20 protein-coding genes and 1 pseudogene are annotated in these 25,273 nt (G+C 49.4%); 11 read left to right on the top strand and 10 right to left on the bottom strand.

All coding sequences use genetic code 11. The annotated features are described in order from the left end of the window. Positions 1 to 54 precede the first annotated feature (54 nt). On the top strand, positions 55 to 831 hold the full coding sequence (locus A7975_RS28420; protein ID WP_053372052.1) for an ABC transporter ATP-binding protein: 777 nt from the start codon (positions 55 to 57) through the stop codon (positions 829 to 831). Beyond that, positions 806 to 2,746, top strand: coding sequence for an ABC transporter permease (locus tag A7975_RS28415; RefSeq protein ID WP_065387375.1), 1,941 nt, complete (start codon positions 806 to 808; stop codon positions 2,744 to 2,746). Before A7975_RS28420 ends, A7975_RS28415 begins: the two co-directional genes overlap by 26 nt. 60 nt (positions 2,747 to 2,806) lie before the next feature. On the opposite strand, the gene A7975_RS28410 is transcribed toward A7975_RS28415, so the two are convergent. The 6 genes from A7975_RS28410 to A7975_RS28385 form a co-directional block, all read right to left on the bottom strand. Next, positions 2,807 to 3,190 (bottom strand): transporter, encoded by a 384-nt coding sequence (locus tag A7975_RS28410; protein WP_065387374.1) that lies wholly within the window; start codon positions 3,188 to 3,190, stop codon positions 2,807 to 2,809. Between the two features lie 108 nt (positions 3,191 to 3,298). Next, a complete protein-coding gene (locus A7975_RS28405; RefSeq protein WP_065387373.1) occupies positions 3,299 to 4,063 on the bottom strand; it encodes a spore coat protein in 765 nt (254 codons plus the stop codon). Positions 4,064 to 4,202: 139 nt separating this feature from the next. Beyond that, the gene (locus A7975_RS28400) at positions 4,203 to 4,871 is read right to left on the bottom strand and encodes a metallophosphoesterase (RefSeq protein ID WP_065387372.1); all 669 of its coding nucleotides are present in this window, start codon (positions 4,869 to 4,871) and stop codon (positions 4,203 to 4,205) included. 9 nt (positions 4,872 to 4,880) lie between these two features. Next, positions 4,881 to 6,092, bottom strand: coding sequence for an ABC transporter ATP-binding protein (locus tag A7975_RS28395; protein WP_255314598.1), 1,212 nt, complete (start codon positions 6,090 to 6,092; stop codon positions 4,881 to 4,883). Beyond that, the gene (locus A7975_RS28390) at positions 6,089 to 7,759 is read right to left on the bottom strand and encodes an ABC transporter permease (protein ID WP_082198509.1); all 1,671 of its coding nucleotides are present in this window, start codon (positions 7,757 to 7,759) and stop codon (positions 6,089 to 6,091) included. The genes A7975_RS28395 and A7975_RS28390 overlap by 4 nt, the downstream gene beginning before the upstream one ends. Before the next feature lie 15 nt (positions 7,760 to 7,774). Then, positions 7,775 to 8,890 carry an extracellular solute-binding protein gene (locus tag A7975_RS28385; RefSeq protein WP_065387371.1) on the bottom strand — a complete coding sequence of 372 codons (1,116 nt, stop codon included), beginning with the start codon at positions 8,888 to 8,890 and terminating at the stop codon, positions 7,775 to 7,777. 171 nt (positions 8,891 to 9,061) lie between these two features. Between A7975_RS28385 and A7975_RS28380 the strand changes: the two genes are divergently transcribed. The 3 genes from A7975_RS28380 to A7975_RS28370 all read left to right on the top strand — a co-directional run bounded on the left by A7975_RS28380 (position 9,062) and on the right by A7975_RS28370 (position 11,494). Further along, positions 9,062 to 9,964: a LysR family transcriptional regulator gene (locus tag A7975_RS28380; protein WP_053372045.1), complete on the top strand. Its 903-nt coding sequence runs from the start codon at positions 9,062 to 9,064 to the stop codon at positions 9,962 to 9,964. A gap of 35 nt (positions 9,965 to 9,999) precedes the next feature. Next, positions 10,000 to 10,842, top strand: a complete 843-nt coding sequence (locus tag A7975_RS28375; RefSeq protein ID WP_065387475.1) for an SDR family oxidoreductase — start codon at positions 10,000 to 10,002, stop codon at positions 10,840 to 10,842. 64 nt (positions 10,843 to 10,906) lie between these two features. Beyond that, entirely contained in the window at positions 10,907 to 11,494 is a 588-nt protein-coding gene (locus A7975_RS28370; RefSeq protein WP_053372044.1) for an NAD(P)H-dependent oxidoreductase, read from the top strand. Positions 11,495 to 14,856: 3,362 nt separating this feature from the next. On the opposite strand, the gene A7975_RS35175 is transcribed toward A7975_RS28370, so the two are convergent. Beyond that, a complete protein-coding gene (locus tag A7975_RS35175; RefSeq protein ID WP_255314597.1) occupies positions 14,857 to 15,069 on the bottom strand; it encodes a hypothetical protein in 213 nt (70 codons plus the stop codon). Between the two features lie 160 nt (positions 15,070 to 15,229). Between A7975_RS35175 and A7975_RS28360 the strand changes: the two genes are divergently transcribed. Together A7975_RS28360 and A7975_RS28355 are read left to right on the top strand one after the other, a co-directional pair. Then, positions 15,230 to 15,487 carry a DUF7667 family protein gene (locus A7975_RS28360; protein WP_065387370.1) on the top strand — a complete coding sequence of 86 codons (258 nt, stop codon included), beginning with the start codon at positions 15,230 to 15,232 and terminating at the stop codon, positions 15,485 to 15,487. A gap of 187 nt (positions 15,488 to 15,674) precedes the next feature. After that, complete coding sequence (locus tag A7975_RS28355; RefSeq protein WP_065387369.1) at positions 15,675 to 16,094, top strand: VOC family protein; 420 nt, start codon at positions 15,675 to 15,677, stop codon at positions 16,092 to 16,094. 74 nt (positions 16,095 to 16,168) lie between these two features. Here A7975_RS28355 and A7975_RS35170 read toward each other — a convergent pair. After that, a pseudogene (locus A7975_RS35170) lies at positions 16,169 to 16,300 on the bottom strand (LuxR family transcriptional regulator); the annotation flags it as partial. A 223-nt stretch (positions 16,301 to 16,523) separates the two neighbouring features. Here A7975_RS35170 and A7975_RS28350 point away from each other — a divergent pair. Continuing rightward, on the top strand, positions 16,524 to 17,612 hold the full coding sequence (locus A7975_RS28350) for a hypothetical protein (RefSeq protein WP_065387368.1): 1,089 nt from the start codon (positions 16,524 to 16,526) through the stop codon (positions 17,610 to 17,612). A 69-nt stretch (positions 17,613 to 17,681) separates the two neighbouring features. Here the strand turns inward: A7975_RS28350 and A7975_RS28345 are convergent, their stop codons facing one another. Then, the gene (locus A7975_RS28345) at positions 17,682 to 19,961 is read right to left on the bottom strand and encodes a beta-glucosidase family protein (RefSeq protein ID WP_065387367.1); all 2,280 of its coding nucleotides are present in this window, start codon (positions 19,959 to 19,961) and stop codon (positions 17,682 to 17,684) included. A 162-nt stretch (positions 19,962 to 20,123) separates the two neighbouring features. Between A7975_RS28345 and A7975_RS28340 the strand changes: the two genes are divergently transcribed. Next, positions 20,124 to 21,386 (top strand): helix-turn-helix domain-containing protein, encoded by a 1,263-nt coding sequence (locus tag A7975_RS28340; RefSeq protein ID WP_065387366.1) that lies wholly within the window; start codon positions 20,124 to 20,126, stop codon positions 21,384 to 21,386. A 12-nt stretch (positions 21,387 to 21,398) separates the two neighbouring features. After that, positions 21,399 to 21,734 carry a low molecular weight protein tyrosine phosphatase family protein gene (locus tag A7975_RS28335; RefSeq protein ID WP_065387474.1) on the top strand — a complete coding sequence of 112 codons (336 nt, stop codon included), beginning with the start codon at positions 21,399 to 21,401 and terminating at the stop codon, positions 21,732 to 21,734. 12 nt (positions 21,735 to 21,746) lie between these two features. Here A7975_RS28335 and A7975_RS28330 read toward each other — a convergent pair whose 3' ends face one another. Further along, a complete protein-coding gene (locus A7975_RS28330; RefSeq protein ID WP_053372036.1) occupies positions 21,747 to 22,451 on the bottom strand; it encodes a MerR family transcriptional regulator in 705 nt (234 codons plus the stop codon). Between the two features lie 208 nt (positions 22,452 to 22,659). Here A7975_RS28330 and uvrA point away from each other — a divergent pair, with 208 nt between their 5' ends. Continuing rightward, complete coding sequence (gene uvrA / locus A7975_RS28325; protein WP_065387365.1) at positions 22,660 to 25,179, top strand: excinuclease ABC subunit UvrA; 2,520 nt, start codon at positions 22,660 to 22,662, stop codon at positions 25,177 to 25,179. The last annotated feature ends 94 nt before the right edge of the window (positions 25,180 to 25,273 follow it).

Raw genomic sequence — 25,273 nt, 5'->3', positions numbered from 1 at the left:
TATACTAATGCTAGTGAAGCACAAATACAGACCGATTCGGGGAGGAACAAAGCAATGAGTGTACTACAAGCACAAGGGCTTGGCAAAATATATAGCAGCAAAGGGAACGTGGCCTACAAAGCGTTAGAGGATATTGAGCTGAAGGTGGAAGCGGGAGAATTTGTAGGCGTAATGGGCCCTTCGGGGAGCGGTAAGACGACGCTGCTGAATTTGTTGTCTACGATCGATCGCCCGACATCCGGCCAAATCGAAATTAACGGCGTCAATCCTAGCAAGCTGACCGACAAGAAGCTGGCGTTATTCCGCCGCAGGGAGCTTGGTTTCGTCTTTCAAGATTTTAACCTGCTGGATACGCTGTCGATTAAGGAAAATATTATTTTACCGCTTGTGCTGGAGGGCATGGCGCCCAAGCAAATTGAGCAGAAACTAAATCCGCTAGCCGAGCTGCTGCAAATTAAGCCGATTTTGGAGAAGCGCACCTATGAGGTGTCCGGCGGACAGAAGCAGCGCGCCGCGATTGCGCGGGCGATCATTCATCAGCCCTCGCTCGTGCTGGCAGATGAGCTGACGGGAAATTTGGATTCGAAGTCAGCGAAGGATGTTATGGACTCGCTAAAGGATATGAACGAGCGGTTTAAGGCGACTGTGCTGATGGTTACCCATGATCCGTTCTCAGCGAGCTATTGCGAGCGTATTGTGTTCATCAAGGACGGAAAGTTTTTCTCGGAAATTCGCCGCGGCTCAAACCGCCAGGCGTTCTTCCAACAAATATTAGACGCTCTCAGCGTGCTGGGAGGTAATTTCGATGACGTTCCGTTCGCTCGCGCTTAGCAACATCCGGGGCAACTGGCGATCATACAGCGCATTTTTTCTGAGCAGCGTATTTTCTGTCATGATCTTTTATATTTATGCGGCTTTTCTATACCATCCCGAGGTCATTAACGGTCAAATTATGGCGGCTTCGAAAATTAGGAAAGGCATGGAGTTCTGCGAGTACATTATCGTTATTTTCTCGTTTTTGTTCGTGCTTTACTCCAATTCAGCCTTTCTGAAGACAAGGCAGCAGGAATTTGGTTTGTTCTCTTTATTTGGGATGACAAGGGCGCAGCTGCGCAAGCTTGTTGTCTATGAGAACGCAGCGATCGCTGTCCTCGCTATCGCCGTAGGCATTGGCCTTGGCATGCTGTTCAGCAAGCTGTTCTTCATGGCGCTGACGGTGCTTTTAAAATTGAATGAAACGATTCCGTTCGCGGCACCTGTCAAAGCGATAGTCATGACGGCTGGTGGGTTTTTCGTCCTGTTCATGCTTATTTCGATCTGGACAGCGCTTCGAATCGGACGTACGGAAATTGTTGATTTGCTTAAGGCAGCACGCAAACCAAAGGGACAGCTCGTCTTCTCGCCATGGCTTGTCACCGTTGCCGTCATTTGCCTTGGGTCTGCTTACGGAATGGCGTTGTTTATGACGAGCGGGACATTCATTTTGCTAGCATTGCCCATACTAATTACGGTCGTAATCGGAACGTATTTCCTCTTTACACAGCTTAGCGTATTGCTGCTGAGGTTTATTCAAAAACGCTCTTCCGTCTACTACAAGCGCACGAATATGATCGTATTCGCACAGCTTGGCTATAAGATTAAAGACAATGCGCGAATCTTGTTTACCGTGTCGATTCTGAGTGCCGTCATTATGACCGCCTTAGGCACTGTTTATATTATGCAAATAGGCAGCAAGCAGGGCATGCTTGAGAACTCGCCGTTCTCGCTGGCTTATAGTGAAAATGGCTTAAACACGCATGAGGTAATCGACCCGGCGGAGCTTAAGCGTGTTGTCGCGGAAGACGGCTTCCAAATTGTTAAGGAAGCAAAGGTAGCAGGCGTACTCATCAATCGCTTTGCGATTGGATGGGGAGATGACGAGCCGAACGAAAAGGACTCGGACGCTTTAATTATTTCGGCAACCGACTACAATAAGCTTGCCAGCTTGACCGGTCAACCCAGCATTCATCCTGTGAACGGCAAATTGACGCTTGCGCACCCGTTAGGCAATGCGTCAAACTCGGCTGGCCTTGTAAAAGGCAGCATTAACGGCAAAGAAGTGAAATATGAAATTAGCGATCGGATAAATACGAAAGTAATGAACTGGCTGGAAAGCAATTACTTTACGTTTGTCATGGATGACTTCTCGTTTGTAGAGCTGCGATCTAGCGTTCCAGAGGATAAGTTATTCGTGATGTATGGTTTTGAGCTTAGTGATTGGGAAAATAGTTCAGCAACTGCTGAGAAGCTGAAAAAGCTCGTGCCTGAAGAGCTTCAAGGGCAAATCGACTTTAGGCGCGCATCCAATATGGTTGAAATGAAAGAGACAGTCTCGCTTACCTTATTTATCGGGATGTTCATCAGCTTGTTGTTCTTTATCGCATCCGGCAGCATGATTTACTTCAAGCTGTTTACCGAGCTGCAGGAGGATCAAGCACAATTCAAAGCGCTGAACCGAATCGGCATGACGAAGGGCGAGATTCGCAAAATCGTGGTAACGCAGGTAGGCATTGTGTTCTTCGTGCCAGTGATCGTCGGCATCTGTCACGCTTTGTTCGCCATGAAGGCACTAGATAACATGATGGGTTCTTCCAATTGGTTCTATTCCTTTGTCGTTATCGGCATTTATATTGCCATGCAGACGTTGTATTTCCTCGTTGCATGCAGCAGCTATATGAAGAGCATGCTGCGCGGCGCAGTGGCTTAGCAACAGCATGAATGAAGAAGGCTTCCTCCTCGGTTATAGAGGGGAAGCCTTTTTGCATATTTAGAAGCAGGTAAACGAGCTGATTTGTCTCAGATCGATGCCTGTATACCCCCAAGTTCTTCCGAACCAGCGAAATCCAGCAACGGAATTTCGTCCTACAAAAACTGGGAAGAACCAAAAGCCTTGCCCGTTATTGAGCCAGACATAGGTGTTGCGGAAGAGACAACGGGAAATGGCGCCTGGGTCAACGGCAAACGGCACAGCAGCGGACTGCTGCGGCGTGAATTGAGGGGGCGGTGCTGTCGGTCCCATAACTCCTTGCGGTCCTCCTTGCGGACCTTGGGGTCCTTGGGGCCCTTGTGGTCCAAACGGTCCCGGACCGGGACCCATTGGCCCGAAAGGTCCAAACGATCCCGGCGGACCTGGAGGGGGCATAAATGACATGCAATATCACTCCTTATGTTGTAGGCTAAAGCATATTATGCGGGAGCAAGTGACTAGGATTGGGCTAATCATCATAAAAATTTGCTTGTGAAATCGTGAAGGAGGCAGCTAAAAATGAGAAATGAGGTGAGTACCAAGAATGGCAACGGTCAATCGAGAGGAGATGAATATGCTGCCGTCCCATGTAAGAAGATTTTCGACATAACCCAATGTATCTGCATTCGTGGTGCCGATGATTCGCTGCAGGGCAAGCAGATCAAAGGATGCCCGGTTTCCGGCAGTCGCGATAGGATTTAGGGCTGCCAGAGCAAGCACTTCGCCTTGCATAGGCTTCTTTAGCTTCCCGTCATCGTTGTAGTAAGCAGATAAATAGGAGTAGCCTTTGCCGCTTATGTCAATCGTAAACAAAAGATCGAGCTGAGGGCTTGATACGGTTACTTTATACATGTCCTCGTATTGGACACGGAACTTGTATTGCTGGTTATAGCTCTCGGAATCAAACAGCAGGCGCAGCGTGTTATGGGCAAAAGAGTAGACATAGAAGATGCCGTATCCGCCGCTTCCTCCTGTGTCGATGCTCACTAAAATATCGGGTATTTTGTTCTGGTCAAAATCGCCCAAAAACAATTCCGCATTGTAGCCTGCATTGTTCTGCAAAGGTACGACTGTCCGATGCTGGGTGTAGCCGTCTTGAATGACAAGCGTGATTTGGTCAGCGAATATGCCGGACGGCCCGTCAGGTTTATTTCCGAATAAATAGACATGGTCAGGTATGCCGTCGCCGTTTACATCACCTTGCTTCATATCCAGCAATACGTTGTCTCTAGAAAACCGATCGGGCTCGAATCTATGTGTATGGAAAGACGAGTACATAACCATTCCTCCAAGCGTGAATTAACTATGCTCCTGTCTATACCTATGCAGGCATGCTTCGTTTTGTTTGTGCGGATGCCCAGCTGTTTGATGAAAAAAAGCGCAAGCCTCGTAAGTGAAAATACGGGCTGCGCTTTATTTATAGGGAGGAGGCGAGCGGTTCGATTCTAAAATCGCCGCCGCGGCTTCCGGGCGAGGTGGAGCATGAATAGCTAAGCTTGCCGCTGACATCAAGAAGCGTTAAGCGGTAACCATGCTTGGCTCCAGTATCGATGGCAAGCCGGCGCTCTCCTTGCCAAATAGTTCCTGGGGCATCCAGCTTAAAGGTCGGCGTATGGCCAAAAATAATGGTGTAAGGACGTGCCTCGTCCTGCTCGGATAACGGAGTATAAATAAATTCGTCGCGAATTTCTGTAAGATCCGCCGAATTTTGCTTATGCAGCGGTACGCCTGGACGAATGCCTGCATGAACGAATAGATAGGGGCCTTGAATGAAATATAAAGAAAGCTTGCGCAGCCATGCCTTCGTGCTTGCGTTAAGCGTTTTGCTAGACTTTGTTGAAGCGAGCAGGCGGAGCTCTTGGTTTCCGAGCAAGGCAGCCGCGCCTTCGGCAACAAGCCGGCGAACCGTATCGAGCGTACCCCAAGTGTCGGGATTATCGGCATCGATATAGTCGCCAAGCAGGATAAGCTGGTCTTGAAGCGGGTTATAGCTTGCTGTTTGAAGCAAATCCAACAGTTCTTCCTTATAGCCGTGAATGTCTGCGACAGCTAGCAGCCGCGAGTTTGTTTTCGCTGGGTTGTGCAAAAGAATCGACTACCTTTCTTCCTCATTCGGGTAAATGAAAGCAGAACGTGCGGCAAGCTTAATCGTTACATATTCGCCAGCCTCTAATGGAATGGCGAGCACCAAATATAGCTTTTGATCGCAGCTCGTTTGTGCGACTGCCCGCCAGCGGTTGCCCTCGAAGGTACAGTGAAGCACATGCAGCTGAAGCGCATTGTCAGCTTGCTCCTGCGGTATGGCTAAGGCAGGTGCGGCTGCCGGATCTGCTTCGCCATGGCGCTCCAGCACCTCGACCTCCTCGGGGCGAAACATGAGGATCGCTTGCGAATGGTTAGGCAAATTATGCTGCTCCGGCGCAAGCAAGCCGTGAATAAGCGTAGAGCCGATTCGAACAGCGCTTCCGCTGCTCCCGTTTACGACTTCGCCGCGCAAGCCGTTAATCGCCCCAAGCAAGGACGCTGCCCAGCGGCTCGCAGGACGCGTAAAGCATTGCTGCGGCGTGCCAATCTGGTCGATTTGACCATTGCGCAAAATGAGCAGCCGATCAGCCATGGCGAAGGCCTCGTCCGGATCATGCGTAACATGGAAGACGCTCATGCCTAATTGGCGGAATAAATACGCCATCTCCGTGCGCATTTCTACGCGCAGACGCATATCGAGATTGGAGAGCGGCTCATCGAGCAGCATCAGCTTTGGCCTTGTCGCCAGCGCCCTCGCAATGGCAACCCGCTGCTGCTGGCCGCCGGAGAGCTGAGGCGGCAATCGATGCCCAAGCCCTTCGAGATGAAGCATCGTCAGAAGCTCTTGAACCCGCTGCTGGATGTCCGCCCGTGCCATCTTGCTTCTGCGCAGCCCATAAGCAATGTTGTCGAGGACATTCATATGCGGCCACAGCGCATAGTCTTGAAACACCATATTAACCCCGCGTTTCTCGGGGGGCATCATGACAGACGACGAGGCGATAACCTCATCGCCTATCATGAGCTGGCCGCTGTCAGGCTTCGACAAGCCGGCAACAAGCTGGAGCAGCGTCGATTTGCCGCAGCCAGACGGACCAAGCACGCTAATAATCTCGCCTTCGCGCATGTCGAAGGAGATTCCTTTGAGCGCTTGGAACGCGCCATAGCTTTTGGTCAGGCCATGCGCTGAGAGCAGCGGTTTTTCAGCAATCGAAGCTTTAAGCTTAATCTCGTCAGAGGGATGATGGTTTTGATGGTTTTGCTTCATGGCAGTCGATGTCATGCTTTGACCTCCTTGCGGCGGAGCAATAGCTCAATCGCCAAAATGATAAGTATAACGATGGCTGATCCAAGTACGGTAGCCGCTGACGCATATCCAAAATCCAAATCCTCGAACGCTTTGTTGATCGTAACGGGCAGCGTAAGGAAGTTTGGCGGGAACAGGATCGAATTGACCGCGAGATCAAAGACGCTGGAGCCAAATGCCGCAAGGCCTGCAGAGAGCAGCGCTCCGCGAATTAGCGGAACAAGAATGAAGCGGACCCGTCCTGCGAGCGTATCGCCTTGCAGCTGTGCGGCTGTAAGCAAGCTGTGCGGCACCTTTGCCATCGCGCCTACCATCAGCCTTGTAATGACAGGAATGGCGCCGGCAATGGCGGCAAGCACAAGAATCCAAGGCGTTCCGTAAAGGAGCAGGCCGATGGATTCGAGCCATTTTTGATTCCAGACAAAAATATAGCCAATGCCAAGCACGACGCCGGGTACGGCAAGCGTAACGATCGAGAATACCTCAATCGTACGTTTGAACTTGAACTGCGAATAGGTTAGCACATAGGCGACGCACAGCCCGAATAACAAACCTAGCAGGGCAGCGATGCCGGCGATCATTAAGGAATGGGACAACCCCTTCAGCAGCGTGCTTGAGCTATGAAATAAAACGCGGTAATGCTCGAAGGTGAGATTGCTTAGCTTCAAGCCGCCTGATTGGGTTTTGAATATGGACATGAGTACGTTCGCGCCTATCGGAATGCCGATGATTACGGCAAGAAATAACAAATTCATTGTCGCAAGAAGCACGGCAAGCTTGCCTGCCGGTTTCGGTACGGAGCGCTCTGCACGCGCCGATAAGAAGTCAAAGCGAGAGCGGCGCATTGCATAAAATTGGACAAACATCGCAATGCCAATCAGCAAAACGAGATAAAACGAAAGGACGCCTGCCATATCGAACCGAATTGGCGAGGTATAGATAGCCGAATAAATAGAGTAGGGCAGCGTTGGAAAACGATAAACGGCAGCAATCGATGCGGGAAGGCCAAAATCGCCGATGGTGTCCATAAAAACAAGCGCCGCGCCAGCCCAGACCGCAGGCATAAGCAGCGGTGCCTCGATTGTCCGCCATACAGTAAAGGCCGATGCGCCGGATAGACGAGCGGCGTGGGACAGCTGATCAACCTTCCACTCCATTGCCGCATGAACGCTCAAATAAGCAAACGGAAACTTGCTTAAGGTCATAATAAAAATAAGTCCGGCAGGCTGGAAAACAGCGCTTGTGACCCAGTGCCAGCCAAGCAGGTTGACGGCAATGCCGCCGCCGGCGGCAAACAGCACCCAGCCCTGCGCTAGAATAAAGGAAGGCGTTATAATAAGCAGCCAAACCGAAGCGTCTAACAGCTTTGCCGTCGGAAATGACCATTTTGCACGGATCGTTGCAAGCACGCCGCCAAGCAGCGTAGCGAGCACCGTTGTACCGAGTCCAAGCACGACTGAATTTTCGAGTGATTTTTGCCATAGGGGACGCTTGAATATTTCGAGCAGCAGCGCAAGATCCCCAAGTTGCCAATTGCCGAAGAAAACCCCGGGCAGCAGTACTTGAATAATGACTGCCGCCAAGGGATATAAGACGAGGATGAACAGGATGATGCTGACGAACCATCCCAGTCGATCCTTCATAAAGGTTTGCATCGCTTACTTAACGGATTGGTCGGCGAACCATTGCTTAATGGCTGCTTCATTCTCAGATGCCCAGGAAGCGTCGGCTGCAACGAGCTTCGCATCGGCTGCGCGATCTTGCTTAGCATTTACGCCGTTCACGGAAGGCTGGAAATAGCTTTCGTCGCCTTTGTCGATTAGCGCTTGCTGTGTTTTTGGATCGAGCAAAAATTCGATGAACGCTTTTGCCGCATTCGGATTTTTCGTGTTTTTCTGAATTGCTGCTACCCGGACCGAAGCAGGCGCGCCTTCAGCAGGCCAAATGATCTCAATCGGCTCGTTGTCGTTTTTCATGGCGTATGCATTGCTCTCTTGCAGCGCAGCTATGGAGATTTCGCCAGCGGCTAGCGCTTTGACGACATTCGGATTTTTTGGATAGACGCGAAGGCCGTTGCTCATCAGCGAGCCAAAGAACGTCTGTCCGCCTTCAATTGTTTTATCGTTAAAGAACCAAGAAACAAACGGATAAGCAGGAGCCGCAATCGCCGGATCAGCCATGCCGATCAAGTTTTTGTATTTCGCATCGGAGAATTCCTCCCATGTTTTTGGAGCATCCTCGGCTTTCACTTTTTCCTTGTTGTATACGATAACGCCCGCAGCATGCGCGCCAGTCGGCACATACCATTTTTTCTCAGGCACAAAAGATTTGGCAAAATCGGTTAGATTAGCGAGGTTACCCGGAGCCCAGTCTTCAAGCAGCTGACCGCTTGCGCCTAATCCATAAATGGAAGGCATGGCATCGAGCCAGATGACATCCCAGTGCGGATTGCCTTTCTCTGCTTCAACACGGGACATAATTTCAGCTCCGTTGCCTGCCACAATCTCAAGCTTGTACCCAGTCGCTTCCTCGAACATAGGGGCAATAATGCTGTCAAAATCATTTAAGTAAACGGTAAGCGTTCCTTCATCCTTCGTCGTTGCTTGCTCTGTCGCTTGCGCTTCCTCAGTAGGAGCCGCCGTTTCTGTGCTTCCGGCGTTTGCAGCTGTATGGTTATTCGTGTTGCCTGCATTTCCGCTGCCGCAAGCAGCGGTCATTGTCATCAACCCGGCCAGCAAAATAGTTCCAAGCCAGCGTTTCCCATTCGTTTTCATCGTTTCGATTTCCCTCCACTATCTGTTTTGCTTACCTCCTAACTTTAGCAATGGTTTGTCAGATGATTGTTAACATATTGTCGAGATATTATTAAATGTAATCGATAGATATTGATATACATATAGATTTAATCTATATTAATAGGCAAAAAGCGAGGGAGGATGATCGGGATGAACGTGCAGCAGCTGCATGTATTTATGGAGGTTTGCGGCGGGCGGACGCTCGCGGAAGCCGCGGACAAGCTTGGGCTTAAGCAGCCGACGATCAGCTTTCATCTCAAAAGGCTGGAGGAGGAGCTGGGCGTGGAGCTGTTTCGCAAGCACTCGCGGAGCCTGCAGCCTAGCGACGCGGCGGTGGAGCTGCTGCCTTATGCGAAACGTATTGTTTTTCTGATGGAGGAGGCTAGGCTCGCCATGCTGGAGCGACGCGAGCAGGGCGAGGGACGCCTTAGGCTTGGAGCAAGCTACACGCCGGCAACCTATGTCATGCCTCCGCATTTTGCCGCGTATCGCAAGCTGTACCCGAGCGTGAGCCTGATGCTGACCGTGAAGCAGGCGGCTTCCGTTCTTGCGATGCTTAGAAGCTACGAGATTGATATAGGCATCGTTTCGCTAGGCGAATCGCCGCAGGAGGGACTTATCGTGCAGCCGCTCATTGCCGATGAGCTGAAGCTGCTGCTGGCGCCGGAGCATCCGTTAGCCGGACTGTCACAGATAGAAGTGGAGCAGCTGAGGCAACAAACCTTTTTGCTGCATGAGGTAGGATCAACCTCACGAACGCTTTCGGACGAGTGGGCGCGCGGTGCCGGATTGCAATGGGGAAGCGTCATGGAGCTTGGCGCGATCGAGACGATCAAAGAGGCGCTTAAATGCAACATGGGAGTCGGCATTTTGCCTCGACGGAGCGTCATTCGAGAGATCGACGCCGGCGAGCTGGTTATGCGCGACCTGCCCCAATATGTAAACAGCAGGCATATTTGTCTAGCGTACCGCAATGAGGATCAGCTTTCACCACATGTCAGATCGTTTATTGAATTTGTGCGGCATACGTTTCAGGTACATGATAAGCTGTAAGTAACAAATATGCGGAGGTGGCTAAGATGGGAGATATGACGGGTAAGATCGTAATGGTAACCGGCGCTAATTCCGGCATGGGGCTTGCGACTACGGTGGAGCTTGCGAAGCAAGGCGCGCATGTGGTGATGGTTTGCCGCAGCAGGGAGCGCGGTGAGCTCGCACTAGAGCAGGCACGTAAGCAGAGCGGCAGCAAGGAGCTGGCGCTTATGACCTGTGATTTGGGCTCGCTAGCGAGTATTCGCAGCTTCACCGCTGCTTTTAAGCAAAAGTATGATCGGCTTGATGTGCTGATTAACAATGCGGGCGTCGTCTCCTTGAAGCGGGAGCTGACGTCGGACGGATTTGAGTCGCAAATCGGCATTAACCATTTGGGCCATTTTTTGCTGACAAACGAACTGCTGGAACTTATTAAGGCTGCCCCGCAAGGACGAATTGTCAATCTATCCTCTGGCGCGCATAAGGCAGGAAGGATCCATTTTGACGACCCAAATCTTACGAAGAGCTACAATGTTGTTAAAGGCTACGCGCAGTCCAAGCTGGCTAATATTTTGTTCACGAAGGAGCTGGCAACTAGGCTAGCGGGCACGAGAGTAACGGTTAACAGCGTCCATCCGGGCGCGGTGGCAACCAATATCGGCGTGGATCGGAAGACAGGCTTCGGCAAAACGGTGCATAAGCTGCTTCGGCCATTTTTTCGTACGCCGCTTGAAGGGGCGAGGACTGCTATTTATTTGGCTTCAAGCGAAGCGGCGGCTGGCCAAACCGGACAATATTATATCGACAGCAAGATCGTACAGACGGCGAGCAAGGGCAGCAATGCTGAGCTTGCAGCTAGATTATGGGCATGGAGCGAGCAGCAGGTCGGACTTACATAATTGGGGGTCATTAGGCAACACTAGTGCAGACTGATTTCTATAACTGCGGAGGTGCAGCCTGATCATGAAGCACTTAATCATCTATTGCCATCCTAATCCGGATAGCTTCAACAATGCGATCGTTGATGCGTTCATCGGATCTTTAAAGGAAAAAGGACATGAGGTTGTCGTCAGAGATTTGTACGCGATGGGATTTGAGCCTGTGCTTAAGGCGAGCGATTTTGAAGCGATACGCGAGGGCGATACGCCAGCGGACATCAAGACGGAGCAAGAGCATGTGAAATGGGCGGATGCCTTCACGATGGTCTATCCGATTTGGTGGACGGGCTTGCCCGCCCTGATTAAAGGCTATATCGATCGTGTGTTTGCGTACGGCTTCGCCTATGCGTACGGGGAGGACGGCAATATTAAGAAGCTGCTGGCAGGCAAAAAGGGGCTCATAATCAATACGCATGGTGCTCCCGCGGAAATGTACAGCAAAACCGGCATGTACGAAGGCTTAACCTTGACTTCGGATACGGGAATTTACGAATTTTGCGGCATTCAGCCGGTCGGCCATCTTTTCTTCGGCAGCGTGCCCCAAATCGATGACGCCGCCCGCAAGCAAATACTTGAGGAAGTAAAGGGCAAGGCAGTTAGGTTGTTTGAATAGACATAGCGTGGGAGCCGGTCGCTTATGGCGAGCGGTTTTTTTTATGTCTTGAAGGGGAAAGGGGAGGGGGACTTCCTAGAGGTAGGAGAGCGAACCTATTCTACATGCTTCACAATTAGCGGTAGATTTTCTTGCTAATTTGCAATTAGCAGGAAATGCTCCAGCTAATTGCATCAGAAATCAGCAATTTTTGAATTTAGATGGAATTTCTCATGCAAATTCAACGAATACTCGCTGGGAAGCCGCCTAAACGGAAAATTACAGGGAGAAATTCCCGTTAATTGAGTCTAGAGAGCAAAAAAGTTGAAATTAGCTGGAGTTTTTCCCGTTAGTGTGGTGCTGGGAGAAGCTATGCTAAACAACACGATCAACACCTTGCTCATGTGGAACAACCTAGCTGATTCGTCAAACTAATTTCTCCAACCAAAAAGCAATTAGCAGGAAATGCTCCAGCTAATTGCATCAGAAATCATCAATTTTAGAATTTAGATGGAATTTCTCATGCAAATTCAACGAATATTGGCTGGAAAGCCGCCAAAACGGAAAATTACAGGGAAAAATTCCCGTTAATTGAGTCTAGAGAGCAAAAAAGCTGAAATTAGCTGGAGTTTTTCCCGTTAGTGTGGTGCTGGGTGAAGCTGCGCTAAACAACACGATCAACACCTTGCTCATGTGGAACAACCTAGCTGATTCGTCAAACTAACTTCTCCAACCAAAAAGCAATTAGCAGGAAATGCTCCAGCTAATTGCATCAGAAATCAGCAATTTTTGAATTTAGATGGAATTTCTCATGCAAATTCAACGAATACTCGCTGGGAAGCCGCCTAAACGGAAAATTACAGGGAGAAATTCCCGTTAATTGAGTCTAGAGAGCAAAAAAGCTGAAATTAGCTGGAGTTTTTCCCGTTAGTGTGGTGCTGGGTGAAGCTGCGCTAAACAACACGATCAACACCTTGCTCATGTGGAACAACCTAGCTGATTCGTCAAACTAACTTCTCCAACCAAAAAGCAATTAGCAGGAAATGCTCCAGCTAATTGCATCAGAAATCAGCAATTTTTGAATTTAGATGGAATTTCTCATGCAAATTCAACGAATACTCGCTGGGAAGCCGCCTAAACGGAAAATTACAGGGAGAAATTCCCGTTAATTGAGTCTAGAGAGCAAAAAAGTTGAAATTAGCTGGAGTTTTTCCCGTTAGTGTGGTGCTGGGTGAAGCTATGCTAAACAACACGATCAACACCTTGCTCATGTGGAACAACCTAGCTGATTCGTCAAACTAACTTCTCCAACCAAAAAGCAATTAGCAGGAAATGCTCCAGCTAATTGCATCAGAAATCAGCAATTTTTGAATTTAGATGGAATTTCTCATGCAAATTCAACGAATACTCGCTGGGAAGCCGCCAAAACGGAAAATTACAGGGAGAAATTCCCGTTAATTGAGTCTAGAGAGCAAAAAAGTTGAAATTAGCTGGAGTTTTTCCCGTTAGTGTGGTGCTGGGTGAAGCTATGCTAAACAACACGATCAACACCTTGCTCATGTGGAACAACCTAGCTGATTCGTCAAACTAACTTCTCCAACCAAAAAGCAATTAGCAGGAAATGCTCCAGCTAATTGCATCAGAAATCAGCAATTTTTGAATTTAGATGGAATTTCTCATGCAAATTCAACGAATACTCGCTGGGAAGCCGCCAAAACGGAAAATTACAGGGAGAAATTCCCGTTAATTGAGTCTAGAGAGCAAAAAAGTTGAAATTAGCTGGAGTTTTTCCCGTTAGTGTGGTGCTGGGAGAAGCTATGCTAAACAACACGATCAACACCTTGCTCATGTGGAACAACCTAGCTGATTCGTCAAACTAACTTCTCCAACCAAAAAGCAATTAGCAGGAAATGCTCCAGCTAATTGCATCAGAAATCAGCAATTTTTGAATTTAGATGGAATTTCTCATGCAAATTCAACGAATACTCGCTGGGAAGCCGCCAAAACGGAAAATTACAGGGAGAAATTCCCGTTAATTGAGTCTAGAGAGCAAAAAAGTTGAAATTAGCTGGAGTTTTTCCCGTTAGTGTGGTGCTGGGAGAAGCTATGCTAAACAACACGATCAACACCTTGCTCATGTGGAACAACCTAGCTGATTCGTCAAACTAATTTCTCCAACCAAAAAGCAATTAGCAGGAAATGCTCCAGCTAATTGCATCAGAAATCATCAATTTTAGAATTTAGATGGAATTTCTCATGCAAATTCAACGAATATTGGCTGGAAAGCCGCCAAAACGGAAAATTACAGGGAAAAATTCCCGTTAATTGAGTCTAGAGAGCAAAAAAGCTGAAATTAGCTGGAGTTTTTCCCGTTAGTGTGGTGCTGGGTGAAGCTGCGCTAAACAACACGATCAACACCTTGCTCATGTGGAACAACCTAGCTGATTCGTCAAACTAACTTCTCCAACCAAAAAGCAATTAGCAGGAAATGCTCCAGCTAATTGCATCAGAAATCAGCAATTTTTGAATTTAGATGGAATTTCTCATGCAAATTCAACGAATACTCGCTGGGAAGCCGCCAAAACGGAAAATTACAGGGAGAAATTCCCGTTAATTGAGTCTAGAGAGCAAAAAAGCTGAAATTAGCTGGAGTTTTTCCCGTTAGTGTGGTGCTGGGTGAAGCTGCGCTAAACAACACGATCAACACCTTGCTCATGTGGAACAACCTAGCTGATTCGTCAAACTAACTTCTCCAACCAAAAAGCAATTAGCAGGAAATGCTCCAGCTAATTGCATCAGAAATCAGCAATTTTTGAATTTAGATGGAATTTCTCATGCAAATTCAACGAATACTCGCTGGGAAGCCGCCAAAACGGAAAATTACAGGGAGAAATTCCCGTTAATTGAGTCTAGAGAGCAAAAAAGCTGAAATTAGCTGGAGTTTTTCCCGTTAGTGTGGTGCTGGGAGAAGCTGCGCTAAACAACAGGAGTAACTCTTCGTTCGCATTATGATGCACAAGCAACTCCAACAAATTAAGGACAAGGCTAGTAAGGGGAGCGTAACAGCAGACGTAACACCTTGTTCATAAAACTGCTGCTGCACCAGAGCCACCCAATATCAGCCGTATCACCATTTCAGCATATTACTTAACCAGCAGCATCAACCAACCATCCACCGAGCCACAAAACAAAAAACTGACGCAACAGGCATAAGCCTGCTGCTTCAGCCTCCTTCGGATAATGCCCTAACGCTCATAGCCGGGATAGTTGTAATCGGGGTCTTGGAGCTTTGGTAAAATATTCATCTCGCGAATATGATCCTTGGTCTCCTTCGTGCCAAGCGCATAAACGGCATCGTACACCTTGATGATGTCCTCGTTGAACTAGTCCGTCGCTTCGTCATGGTCGGCGGATTTGTACGGAATAGGCGCGCGAAATTGGGTTTTCTCGTCATCCCGCTGAATTTGGTCCAGCAGCAGCTGCAGCTCGCCAATTTCCTCTAAAGTCGCTGTTACCGTTAACTGATCATTGATGGAAGGCTCCGGCTCGACCCGTTTCCCAGATATCGATACGTAATAGGTTTGCTTCATCGCCATGCCGCTCACTCCCCCTCTTATTCGTTAATAAGATATAAAACAAATTTGATAGGGATGAAACAAAGGCCGCCTCTGGAAATCTTCCGCTAACAAGACTAATGGCTCGTTAAGTTGGCAATAATAAAAAGGATTGTACTTATAGACGATTGGATTGATCGCTATGATGAATATTCACTGGCGACTTGCAGAGCTGTGGCTGCTGCAACAGAGCCGAAAGCTTACGGAACAGGAAACCTCGGAGCTGGACGTATGCCTGAAGCTCAATGCCAAATATGCGCAAAGGCTGGCTGAACAATACAATTTCGGATTAATGGCCAGCATGACGAATGATTGGAATTGGCTGCATGAGATTTCTGCGGAGATTGATAAGCTGGAGCGAATGTATGAAAGCGGTCGGCCTTCTTTTTTTGAACAATAAGGGGGGCGATAACGCTGCAGCAGCTTATTTTGGCGCGCATCCCTTTTACTTGAAAATAGCAATCTAAAAGAAATGCCCGAGTCTTTAAAATGCTAGAATAAAGCGATAAACAAATCAAACATTTAATCGGCCTATTTCAACCAACGGTCGCCGAAGGTTTGACAATCTAATGATGAGGTGATCGTTAATGGGATTTAAGACAGCTAATATTTTTGTGAATTTACCGGTTAAGGATTTGAATAAATCGGTCGCGTTTTTTACGGCGCTAGGATTTGAATTTAACGCTCAATTTACGGATGAGAATGCAACCTGTCTAATAATCGGCGAAAATATTTATGCGATGCTGCTGGTCGAAGACTATTTCAAATCGTTCATCAAGAAAGAGATTTCCGATACAACAACGAAATCCGAAATGATTTTAGCGTTATCTGCTGAGAACAAAGAGCAAGTCGATGAGCTTGTCCACAAAGCGCATGCTGCTGGCGCTGGACATTCCAAAGAAGCGGTTGACCACGGTTTCATGTATGGATGGGGCTTTGAGGATCTTGACGGGCATCTGTGGGAAGTTTTCTACATGGATCCAAGCGCAGTCAACCCAACTGAATAATCCAGCAAAAGAGAAGAGGCTGCGTAATTGCGCAGCCTCTTTTTGCATGCCCGGCAAGCGATCCCCCGCATAGCTCAACCCATGCCATGTCTAGAGAACAATTCCCACATCAGCTCGCGCCTGCTGCTAAACCCTGTTTTGGCAAAGATCGATTTAAGATGGTCTTGAACGGTATAAGCCGAAATATGAAGGGAATGAGCTCCTTCGTCGAAAACCTCTAATTATCCGCTAGTTTGCTGGCACGTATCGATAAATACCGGCCATCGGGCAAGAGCAAGTTTATGGCAGCGACAAAAAGCGGGGCTCCGTCATTCAAATGGCCGGCTATGCGATGAAGCAGCCGTTTCTTCTGCGTATTCAAAGCTAGTTTTTCATTTCACCCATTTGGTATAATTGGGATTAAATGACTGAACTAAAGGGGAGCGGGAAATGGACAAGCAGCAGATGATCGATCTTATTTTAGAGGAGTACGGATTGGCACCGGATAGCATGCGTGCACAGCTCGATGCCATGCTTCTGCGTCTTTTCGCCCATAAAGGTGAACTGTCTGCGGAAACATTGCTGGGCTGGAGCGACAATGACCTTACGGTGCTGTACAACACGGCATCCGGGGTCAAACTGACACGGGAGCATGTGCCGAATATGTTGAGCGAGTATGCGAAAATGGACACGGGGCAGCTGTCCTCGGTTGTGTCGTTTGGCCATATCGAGCATGAGAAAGCAATCGAACCTGAGCCGCGCATCCACCGCCAGTATGGAAAATACGAGCTGCCTCCTACGATACAGCGTCTGTATGAGCTGGAGGAGGAGCTTGGGAGAGCGATGGATCTGGAGATCGGGCTGCTTATGCAGAAGTATGATATGCGTTACCCTTGCACGCCGCCGGACTTTATTCCTTTCGCGAGCCCCGGCGCAGACGGCATTCATTATTGCTTCGTTACCGATTTTGGGACAGTTACTGATCTCGAGGATGCCTATATAGCCGTTGTATCGCCCATGGATTTTGGTTCCGAAATTTGGCTGGTATCAAGCAATATAAAGGACTTTCTTCGTATCTTATGTTCGGATAAAAGCATTTTATATAACAGCATCGCGCCATTTGATACTAACAAGATTGGGCAAGCGAGCGGGCAGGAGCTGACGCCAGCACTGCAGAGGCTTAAAGAGATCTTTACTCTGACCGAAATCCCCGATTTGGCTGGTTATATCGATAGCTTACGCAAGCAAAGGGATCAGCTTATCTGCATGCAGACACTTGATACGATCGGCATCGTACCGCTGGCAGAACGGACTAATCAGGCAGCGGCGCAGCCGCTATCCATCGATTGGGACGACGAGCAGGCGATGAGAGCGCTGCTTAAAGCAGCTAGCCCTGAGACGAAGCTGGCATTCATTCGCGATGCGCAGCATGAGAAGCGGATATATGATGATAAAGGGATGCTAAGTCGCTGCAAGAGCATTTTATCCGAGCTGGAGCTTTACCATGAGCTCCAAAATTTGCTTGAATGCGCCGACTAGCGCAAAAAAAAGCTGTCCCACCGGTCCGCAATGACCTAATGGGGCAGCTTTTGTTTCACCATGCAAACGCTATTTCACTTCATTCATCAGAGCGATAATACCGTTGATCTGCTCCTCCGATACGGCGCCCTGGCTGAACATGCCAAGCGCACGGAGCGGCATGAAATTCAGCATGGCTGCAACCATTTCAGGAGCATCCTCCATAAGCGAGCTCATCATGCCGCTGCTGCTCTCGGAAAATTTCTGAAGCATGCCGCTTGCGATGATCGCGCGCTCGGGATCGCTAAGCAAATCACCGAACGTCGTATTCATCGTTACGGGCTTGCGAACGCTGACCGTGGACCTTACGTTCACCACAGTACGCTCAGCTATATCACGCGAGGAGGCGCCAACAAGCAGCTCGAATTCGCCGGTTTCGACATGCCAATCTTTAATCCCTGCATGGTAATAGGCAAAAGCGCGTTTGCCAAGCGTAAAGGTTACTGTCTTCCGCTCGCCCGGCTGAAGCTCCACCTTGGTGAAGCCTTTCAGTTCCTTGGACGGACTGTTCACGGTGCTGACCGAATCTCTAACGTAAAGCTGAACGATCTCTTTGCCCGCAATTGTTCCCGTATTGGTAATGTCTATGCTGACCGTTAATGCATCCTGATCAGTCAGCTCGGTTTGGCTAACTGTTAGGTTGCTGTATGCAAAGCTCGTATAGCTAAGTCCGAAGCCAAAAGGGAAAAGCGGCTCGATTTCCTTCGTGTCGTAGTAACGGTAACCGACAAAGACACCTTCCTTATATTCGACCCTGTCGCCCTCGCCAGGGAAGTTCAAAAATGACGGATTATCGCTGAGCTTAACCGGAAATGTCTCGGCTAGCTTGCCGGAAGGGTTCGCATCGCCGAACAATAACGCAGCAATCGCTCCGCCCGCAGCTTGCCCGCCTAAGTAACCTTCAAGCACGGCCTTGGCTTTGCCAAGCCAAGGCATAACAATCGGCGAGCCGTTGCTGAGCACAACAACAAGATTGCTCTGAACCTCAGCTACCGCATCAATTAGAGCGCGTTGGTTGTCAGGAATGTTCAGATGCTGGCGGTCATAACCCTCAGACTCGTAACGGTCAGGCAAACCGATGAACAACACGGCAACATCGGCGTCAGCCGCATTAACCTTCGCCTCAATTAGAAGAGGCTCGTCATGGTCATCGCTCTCAAGCTTATAGCCCTGCGCATAGGTTACTTTCGCGCCGTCCCCGGCTAAACGTACCATCTCCGCAAAAGGGTTATCGAGCTTTGTCGGCTTAATATGAGAGCTGCCGCCGCCTTGGTATCTTGGCGAAGCAGCTAGAGCGCCGATAACGGCGATTGTTCCGCTTTTTGGAAGCGGGAGAATTGCTTGCTCATTCTTCAGCAGCACCATGCTCTCTGCTGCCACTTTAGTTGCCAACTGGTGATGGGCTTCCGCATCGTACGCCGCGTTTTCCTTTTTGTTGTCCACTGCTTTATATACAACGGTCAAAATCCGTTCGACCGCATCGTTAAGTGTGTCCTCTGACAGTTGACCGTTCAATACGGCTTCAACGATTTTGCGGTCGCCAGCTCCGCCGCTGGATGGCATCTCGAGCTCGAGTCCAGCTGCTAATCCGTCAACACGTTCATTGACAGCGCCCCAATCGGATACGACAAACCCTTCGTGACCCCACTCTTCCTTCAAAATTTGAGTAAGCAAGCGGCTGTTCTCGGAAGCGAATGCACCGTTTACCTGATTGTAGGAGGACATAACGGTCCATGGCTGCGCTTTGGTTACCGCTCCTTCAAAGCTGGCCAAATAAATTTCCCGCAGCGTGCGCTCGTCCACTATGGCATCGACCGTCATTCGGCGGTGCTCCTGATTGTTAACGGCAAAATGCTTGAGCGAGGTGCCGACGCCTTGGCTCTGCACGCCATTAATATGCGCTGCCGCAAGCTCGGAGGACAGAAGCGGGTCCTCGGAGAAATATTCGAAGTTTCTTCCGCAAAGCGGGGACCGTTTAATATTGGCGCCCGGACCAAGCAGCACCGCTACGTCCTCTGCTTGGCATTCCTCGCCGAGCGCGACGCCGACCAGGTGCACGAGCTCCGTGTCCCAAGAGCAGGCAAGCCCTGCCGCAGAAGGGAAACAAGTAGCCGGAACGCTGTCGAGCAGCCCTAGATGATCGCCGCTCCCGCTTTGCTTGCGCAGTCCATGGGGACCATCGGTTACCATGACGGATGGAATATGTAATCGCTCGATCCCTTTCGTATGCCAAAAGTTAAGCCCTGAGCATAAGCCAGCTTTTTCCTCCAGCGTCAGTTGGGCTACGATTTGCTTGATATCTCTAGTCATTGTCCAAGCTCCCTTCGAACGAATAATAGCGCTTACAAGTAGTGATTTAACCTTATTTTAAACGAAATGAGCGTTAGGCTATGGTAAAATACTTAGATAAATAGTATTTATTCTTGTTATTTAATCATTCATAAAAAGCTGCGGCAAAGAGGGGGGCTTGAGATGGAGTATGCTGCTTCTGATGAACGGATTTTGTTTATATGCAAGCTGATGTCGGGTAATTTTCAAGCCCAAGCCCGCTATGTGAATACGCAGCTGGAGCCGCTTACTGGAACGGATGGAAATGGGCAGCTCGCCAGTCCGCTCTATGCAAGCCTTCAAGCGTTGTTAGAACAGCTTCATTTAGAGGCTGCTATGCCACAATATCCGCTTATACAAACGCTGAACGAGCTGGAGAACTACGTAATCGTACGTATTCAACGAGAAAGTCAGCATGCAGGCTATGTCGTATTTGGGCCGTCTGCCTATGCGGATATACCTGCTGAAGCGATCACGGGGATGCTTAATGATTACGCCGTGCCAATAGACCAGAAAGAGGCTGCGCGTGCTTATTATAAGGCGCTGCCGATTATAAGCGGATTAAAGCTGCTGCATGCGAGCGTATTATTGTATTATTTGCTCTATGGCAAAGAGCTGGCTACGCTGGATATTTTTCATCACCGATCGCTGCTGTCGCAAGCGGAGCAGGAGCGGTTCGGCCGCCATGTCGATCGAAATTTATCCGATCAACGGGAGACGACGGCGCTTCATCATGACTTTGAGCTGGAGAAGCAGCTTTTCCAGTACATGAAGGAGGGCAGGACGGAGATGCTGCAGAGGCTTGCGACAATTGATCCGCAAAACCTCGGCATTTTGTCCAGAAAAAGCTATCTGAGGAGTCAAAAAAATATTACGATAGCCGGAATCACGCTTGCAACACGCGCAGCGATGGAAGGAGGGCTCCATTCGGAGATCGCCTATACGATGAGCGATTTGTATATTCAGCATTTGGAGGAGCTGACCGACATTCAAAGCGTCGTTAAGCTTCGAACCGAGGCGATGCTCGGTTTTGCAGAGCGAGTGCGGCATAGTCGTGCCGGCCAATTTTCAAAGGTAGTCATGGAATGCCAACAGTACATCTTTAACCATATCTATGAGAATATATCGGTCGCTGCGCTTGCAGGTAAGGTACGGCTAAACGCCAATTATTTATCGCAGCTGTTCAAGAAAGAGGTCGGGATTCCGATCCATAGCTATATCATGAGAGAAAAGGTGGAGGAAGCAAAGAGACTGCTGACCGCCTCCGAGCTTACGTTGTCCGAAATCTGGGCACGGCTGAATTTTTATGATCAGAGCCATTTTACGAAAATATTCAAGAAACAGATCGGCGTAACGCCTAAGCAGTATCGTGCTTATGGACAGGTTCGATTAGAAGAAAAAGAATAGGAAGTGGTACCCATTCGGTTATTATTTATTTGCAGCAGAAACAAGTGGCGGAGCTTGACGGCCGAGACGATTTTTCAAGGTGTGGACGGGCATGAGGTAAGGTCGGCGGGTACGGAAGAAAATGCTCGCATTAAAGTAACGGAGGGGCATATTGGCTGGGCTGATCTCATCTTTGCCATGGAGAAAAAGCATGTACGGAGGCTGCAGGGGAAGTTCAGCGGCGCCCTTGCCGGCAAAAAAGTCATTTGCCTCCATATCCCGGATGAATTTGAATATATGAATGAAGATCTGATCGGCTTGCTTCAGTCCAGCGTATCGGATTACATCAGAATTCCCGAGGATCATTAACGCATGCGAAGATTAATGGATCTGATCCTTCAAGTGCAAAAGCTGATACAAATAATGGGCGCCCCGCAGCTGGCTTCTATTGATCCGATCAAGAAATTGCAGTGATTCACGGGCAATCTTGATGGCATTTTCCACATTGTTGTCATCTACTTCCTTGATAACCTGCTGAATAATTTCAAGCGACCAAATCGCCGATTTAAAGGTGCGAATAATTAAAATTTGGCGGAGGTTGGCGGGGCTGAAGCTGCGATAACCGTTGTCCTTGTCGCGGTGAATCGTGATGAGCCCCATTTTTTCCCAGTGACGGATCGCTGAGCTTGGAATCGTCGTCTCATCGGATACCTCGCCGATCGTCATCCATTTCCTTTTCCCGGACCGATGCAGCAAATCGATTTCATCCGTTTCCAGCGCTCGGATCGTCTTCTCGGCAATCGTCTTGTCGCGGTGAAGCGATGCTTGCGAACCATTCATAAGCCATAGTGCCGCATCGATTTCTCCGCAGAGCACCTTCCACAGCACGTTTTTGGTAAGCATCATCCCAAAACCTTCGTTCATCGCCCGTATACATTCAAAATAAGCAATATGCTCCTCCGTGTAGATCCGGTAACCGTTAGCTCCTCTCTCAACAGGCGGTATAATTCCCCAGCTTTCATAATGCCGCAAAGCGGTTGTGCTGATCTTCAATTTTCTAGCGATATCAATGGGCCGAACGGTCATAAATCCACCTCCGCGTTATCTAAAAACATTAAACTCCTGAGTTAACGTTTTGTCAAACCTAACTCTTTAATTAGGCATTTAAATTCATCAACCTTACCACTTGCATGAATGTAGTATGCTGGTTTTAAAGTCGGGAAAGGAATGGTGCTGGCAGCCTAAGACTCAACCGTTTCTAATTAAAATGGATATGAAAACGAGGAGGACATGCATGAAGGATATGATTGTTATTAAAGGCGCGAACGAAAATAATTTGAAAAACGTATCGCTTTCGATTCCGAAATACAAGCTTGTCGTATTGACGGGGCCGTCCGGCTCGGGAAAATCAACGCTAGCCATGGATACGCTGCAAAAGGAATGCCAGCGGCAATATATGGAGTCGATGGGAATGGTGTCGGATTCGATCAGCAAGCCAAAGGTCGAATCGATCGCCGGACTGTCTCCTTCCATCAGCGTCGGGCAGCATGTTACGAATCGAAATCCCCGCTCGACGGTAGGCACAGTGACGGACATCTACACGTACCTGCGTTTCCTTTACTCTAGGCTGGGTGAGCGAATCTGCTCCTCCTGCGGCGAGAGCATTCCTCCGAGCTTCGACGAAGAGAGCAGCACCGGCATAACGGCAGCGGAGGAAGACGAGGAACGGCAAACGATCAGCTGCCCGAGCTGCCATGCGGAGCTTGAGAAATTAGGCATGTCGCATTTCTCGTTTAATAAGCCAGAAGGCGCGTGCGAATCATGCGGCGGTCTCGGCCATGTGGCAACGCTGGATCTGGATGCGGTGTTCAAGCCGGAATTAAGTTTGCGCGAGGGCTGCGTAACTTACTTATACGATGCGTATATGGAATACTTCGCCAACATTTTAGTCGCTGCCGGAAAGCATTACGGGTTTGTTTTTGATCCTGATCTGCCTTTGAAGGAGTACTCGGAAATGCAGAGGGATCTGCTCTATTACGGCGCTGAGAACGAAGCGTTCATTCGCCACTTTCCTGATACGAAGCCGCCCAAGACGGTAGGGGGCGGAAAGTTTGAAGGGATCGTAACCGGCTTGTGGCGACGGTATAAGGAGAAGGATGGCGAGCAGGGAGCAATCGAGCGGGACGGGGACTATTTTAAGCAGCAGGGCTGTACGGCTTGCAACGGCAAGCGGCTCAAAAAGGAAAGCAGATCGGTCATCGTAGCCGGCGCTTCCATCTCGGACGTTTCATCTTGGTCACTGGAGGATGTGCTTGCTTGGTCAAGCCGCTTGCACGAAGCGATGCCGCTGGAAGGACTTCCGCTGCTTAAGCCTGTCTTGACCGATATGCCGCTTCGACTGGAGCGAATTATCGATGTAGGTCTTGGCTATCTCTCGCTTGATCGGCAGACCGTATCGCTCTCCGGCGGAGAGTCGCAGCGCCTTAGGCTAGCCTCGCTGCTCGGCTCAGGTTTGACTGGCGTCCTTTACATATTGGACGAGCCGACAACGGGGCTTCATCCGCGCGATACCTCTGGCTTAATTCGGGTATTGCTGCAGCTGCGCGATCTGGGCAATACGGTGTTAGTCATTGAGCATGACGTTGAGGTGATGCGCGCTGCGGACCATATTATCGACATCGGACCAGGCGCCGGATACCTCGGCGGAACGGTCGTTGGCGAAGGAAGCTTGGAGGATTTGATGGCAAGCGAGCAGTCCGTTACGGGCGCGTATTTGCGAGGTGAAAGCTTGCCGGCATCTGCTCGGAGCAGAAGGCGCGGCAGCGGCAAGCATTTGTGTATAACGAATGCGCATGCCCGCAATCTCAAAAACATCGATGTTTCTTTTCCGCTTGGAAGCCTTATTTCCGTAACAGGCGTGTCAGGCTCCGGCAAGTCGACCTTGCTGTTTGATTTGCTTGCAAAGGGCGGATCGGCCGGGCAAAAAATAGACGGCTGCGACAGCATCACCGGATTCGAGCATGTCGGGAATTTGATTATGGTTGACCAGTCGCCGCTTGGCCGCATGCAGCGCTCGAACATTGCCACCTACACGGACATATTTACGCAGCTGCGAAATTTGTTTGCGGCGCTGCCGGCGGCGAAGAGCAGCAAGCTGACCTCCAAACATTTTTCGTTTAATACGCCCGGCGGCCGCTGCGAGACTTGCCAAGGTCTCGGCGTTTTGACAGTGGATATGAATTTCCTTCCGGATCTGGAGGTGCGCTGCACAGCCTGCAAAGGAAAACGATTTAAAGAAGAGGTGCTCCGCGTAACCTATGATGGGTATTCGATATCCGATTTGCTTAATATGACGGTTCAAGAAAGCTTGTCCGTGTTTCGCAGCAAGGAGAAAATAGCGAGCATGATCGAGCTGCTGTGCGAGGTCGGGCTTGGTTATTTGCAGCTCGGGCAGTCGGTCAAAACGTTGTCCGGCGGGGAAGGCCAGCGCATTAAGCTCGCCAAGGAGCTTAACAAAAAATCCAATACGCATACGCTCTACATGCTGGATGAACCTACGACAGGACTGCATCCTACTGATGTAGGCCAGCTTCTCGTGCTGCTGAACAAATTAGTGGATGCCGGCAATACGGTTATTTTGGTCGAGCATAGCTTGGAGCTGATCTGTGAATCTGACTATATTATCGACATTGGCCCAGAGGGCGGAGAAGCGGGCGGCAAGCTAATCGCTGCGGGTACGCCGGAGCAGGTAGCCGATATTCCATCCTCTTATACAGGGCAGTTTTTGAGGAAAGCTTTAGCGGGCGGACTATAAAGAGTCACGTTTATGGATTTATGGACCAACGCAAAAACGCCTCCAACCCTGCTTGCGCAGCGGGTTTGGAGGCGTTTTGTATATTGTTCGGGGC

It is taken from the genome of Bacillus sp. FJAT-26390 (assembly GCF_001682865.1).
In the GTDB taxonomy this organism is placed as follows: domain Bacteria; phylum Bacillota; class Bacilli; order Paenibacillales; family Paenibacillaceae; genus Pristimantibacillus.
Note: the sequence above shows the minus strand (reverse complement) of the source record. Positions and strands in the feature narration are given on the sequence as shown.

Coding starts and splice junctions, on each gene's coding strand:
- A7975_RS28360 (WP_065387370.1), top strand. CDS start 15,230: ATGATGAATATTCACTGGCGACTTGCAGAGCTGTGGCTGCTGCAACAG.
- A7975_RS28370 (WP_053372044.1), top strand. CDS start 10,907: ATGAAGCACTTAATCATCTATTGCCATCCTAATCCGGATAGCTTCAAC.
- A7975_RS28380 (WP_053372045.1), top strand. CDS start 9,062: ATGAACGTGCAGCAGCTGCATGTATTTATGGAGGTTTGCGGCGGGCGG.
- A7975_RS28390 (WP_082198509.1), bottom strand. CDS start 7,759: ATGAAGGATCGACTGGGATGGTTCGTCAGCATCATCCTGTTCATCCTC.
- A7975_RS28330 (WP_053372036.1), bottom strand. CDS start 22,451: ATGACCGTTCGGCCCATTGATATCGCTAGAAAATTGAAGATCAGCACA.
- A7975_RS28405 (WP_065387373.1), bottom strand. CDS start 4,063: ATGTACTCGTCTTTCCATACACATAGATTCGAGCCCGATCGGTTTTCT.
- A7975_RS28355 (WP_065387369.1), top strand. CDS start 15,675: ATGGGATTTAAGACAGCTAATATTTTTGTGAATTTACCGGTTAAGGAT.
- A7975_RS28350 (WP_065387368.1), top strand. CDS start 16,524: ATGGACAAGCAGCAGATGATCGATCTTATTTTAGAGGAGTACGGATTG.
- A7975_RS28385 (WP_065387371.1), bottom strand. CDS start 8,890: ATGAAAACGAATGGGAAACGCTGGCTTGGAACTATTTTGCTGGCCGGG.
- A7975_RS28410 (WP_065387374.1), bottom strand. CDS start 3,190: ATGTCATTTATGCCCCCTCCAGGTCCGCCGGGATCGTTTGGACCTTTC.
- A7975_RS28395 (WP_255314598.1), bottom strand. CDS start 6,092: ATGACATCGACTGCCATGAAGCAAAACCATCAAAACCATCATCCCTCT.
- A7975_RS28375 (WP_065387475.1), top strand. CDS start 10,000: ATGACGGGTAAGATCGTAATGGTAACCGGCGCTAATTCCGGCATGGGG.
- A7975_RS28415 (WP_065387375.1), top strand. CDS start 806: ATGACGTTCCGTTCGCTCGCGCTTAGCAACATCCGGGGCAACTGGCGA.
- A7975_RS28345 (WP_065387367.1), bottom strand. CDS start 19,961: ATGACTAGAGATATCAAGCAAATCGTAGCCCAACTGACGCTGGAGGAA.
- A7975_RS28420 (WP_053372052.1), top strand. CDS start 55: ATGAGTGTACTACAAGCACAAGGGCTTGGCAAAATATATAGCAGCAAA.
- A7975_RS35175 (WP_255314597.1), bottom strand. CDS start 15,069: ATGGCGATGAAGCAAACCTATTACGTATCGATATCTGGGAAACGGGTC.
- uvrA (WP_065387365.1), top strand. CDS start 22,660: ATGAAGGATATGATTGTTATTAAAGGCGCGAACGAAAATAATTTGAAA.
- A7975_RS28340 (WP_065387366.1), top strand. CDS start 20,124: ATGGAGTATGCTGCTTCTGATGAACGGATTTTGTTTATATGCAAGCTG.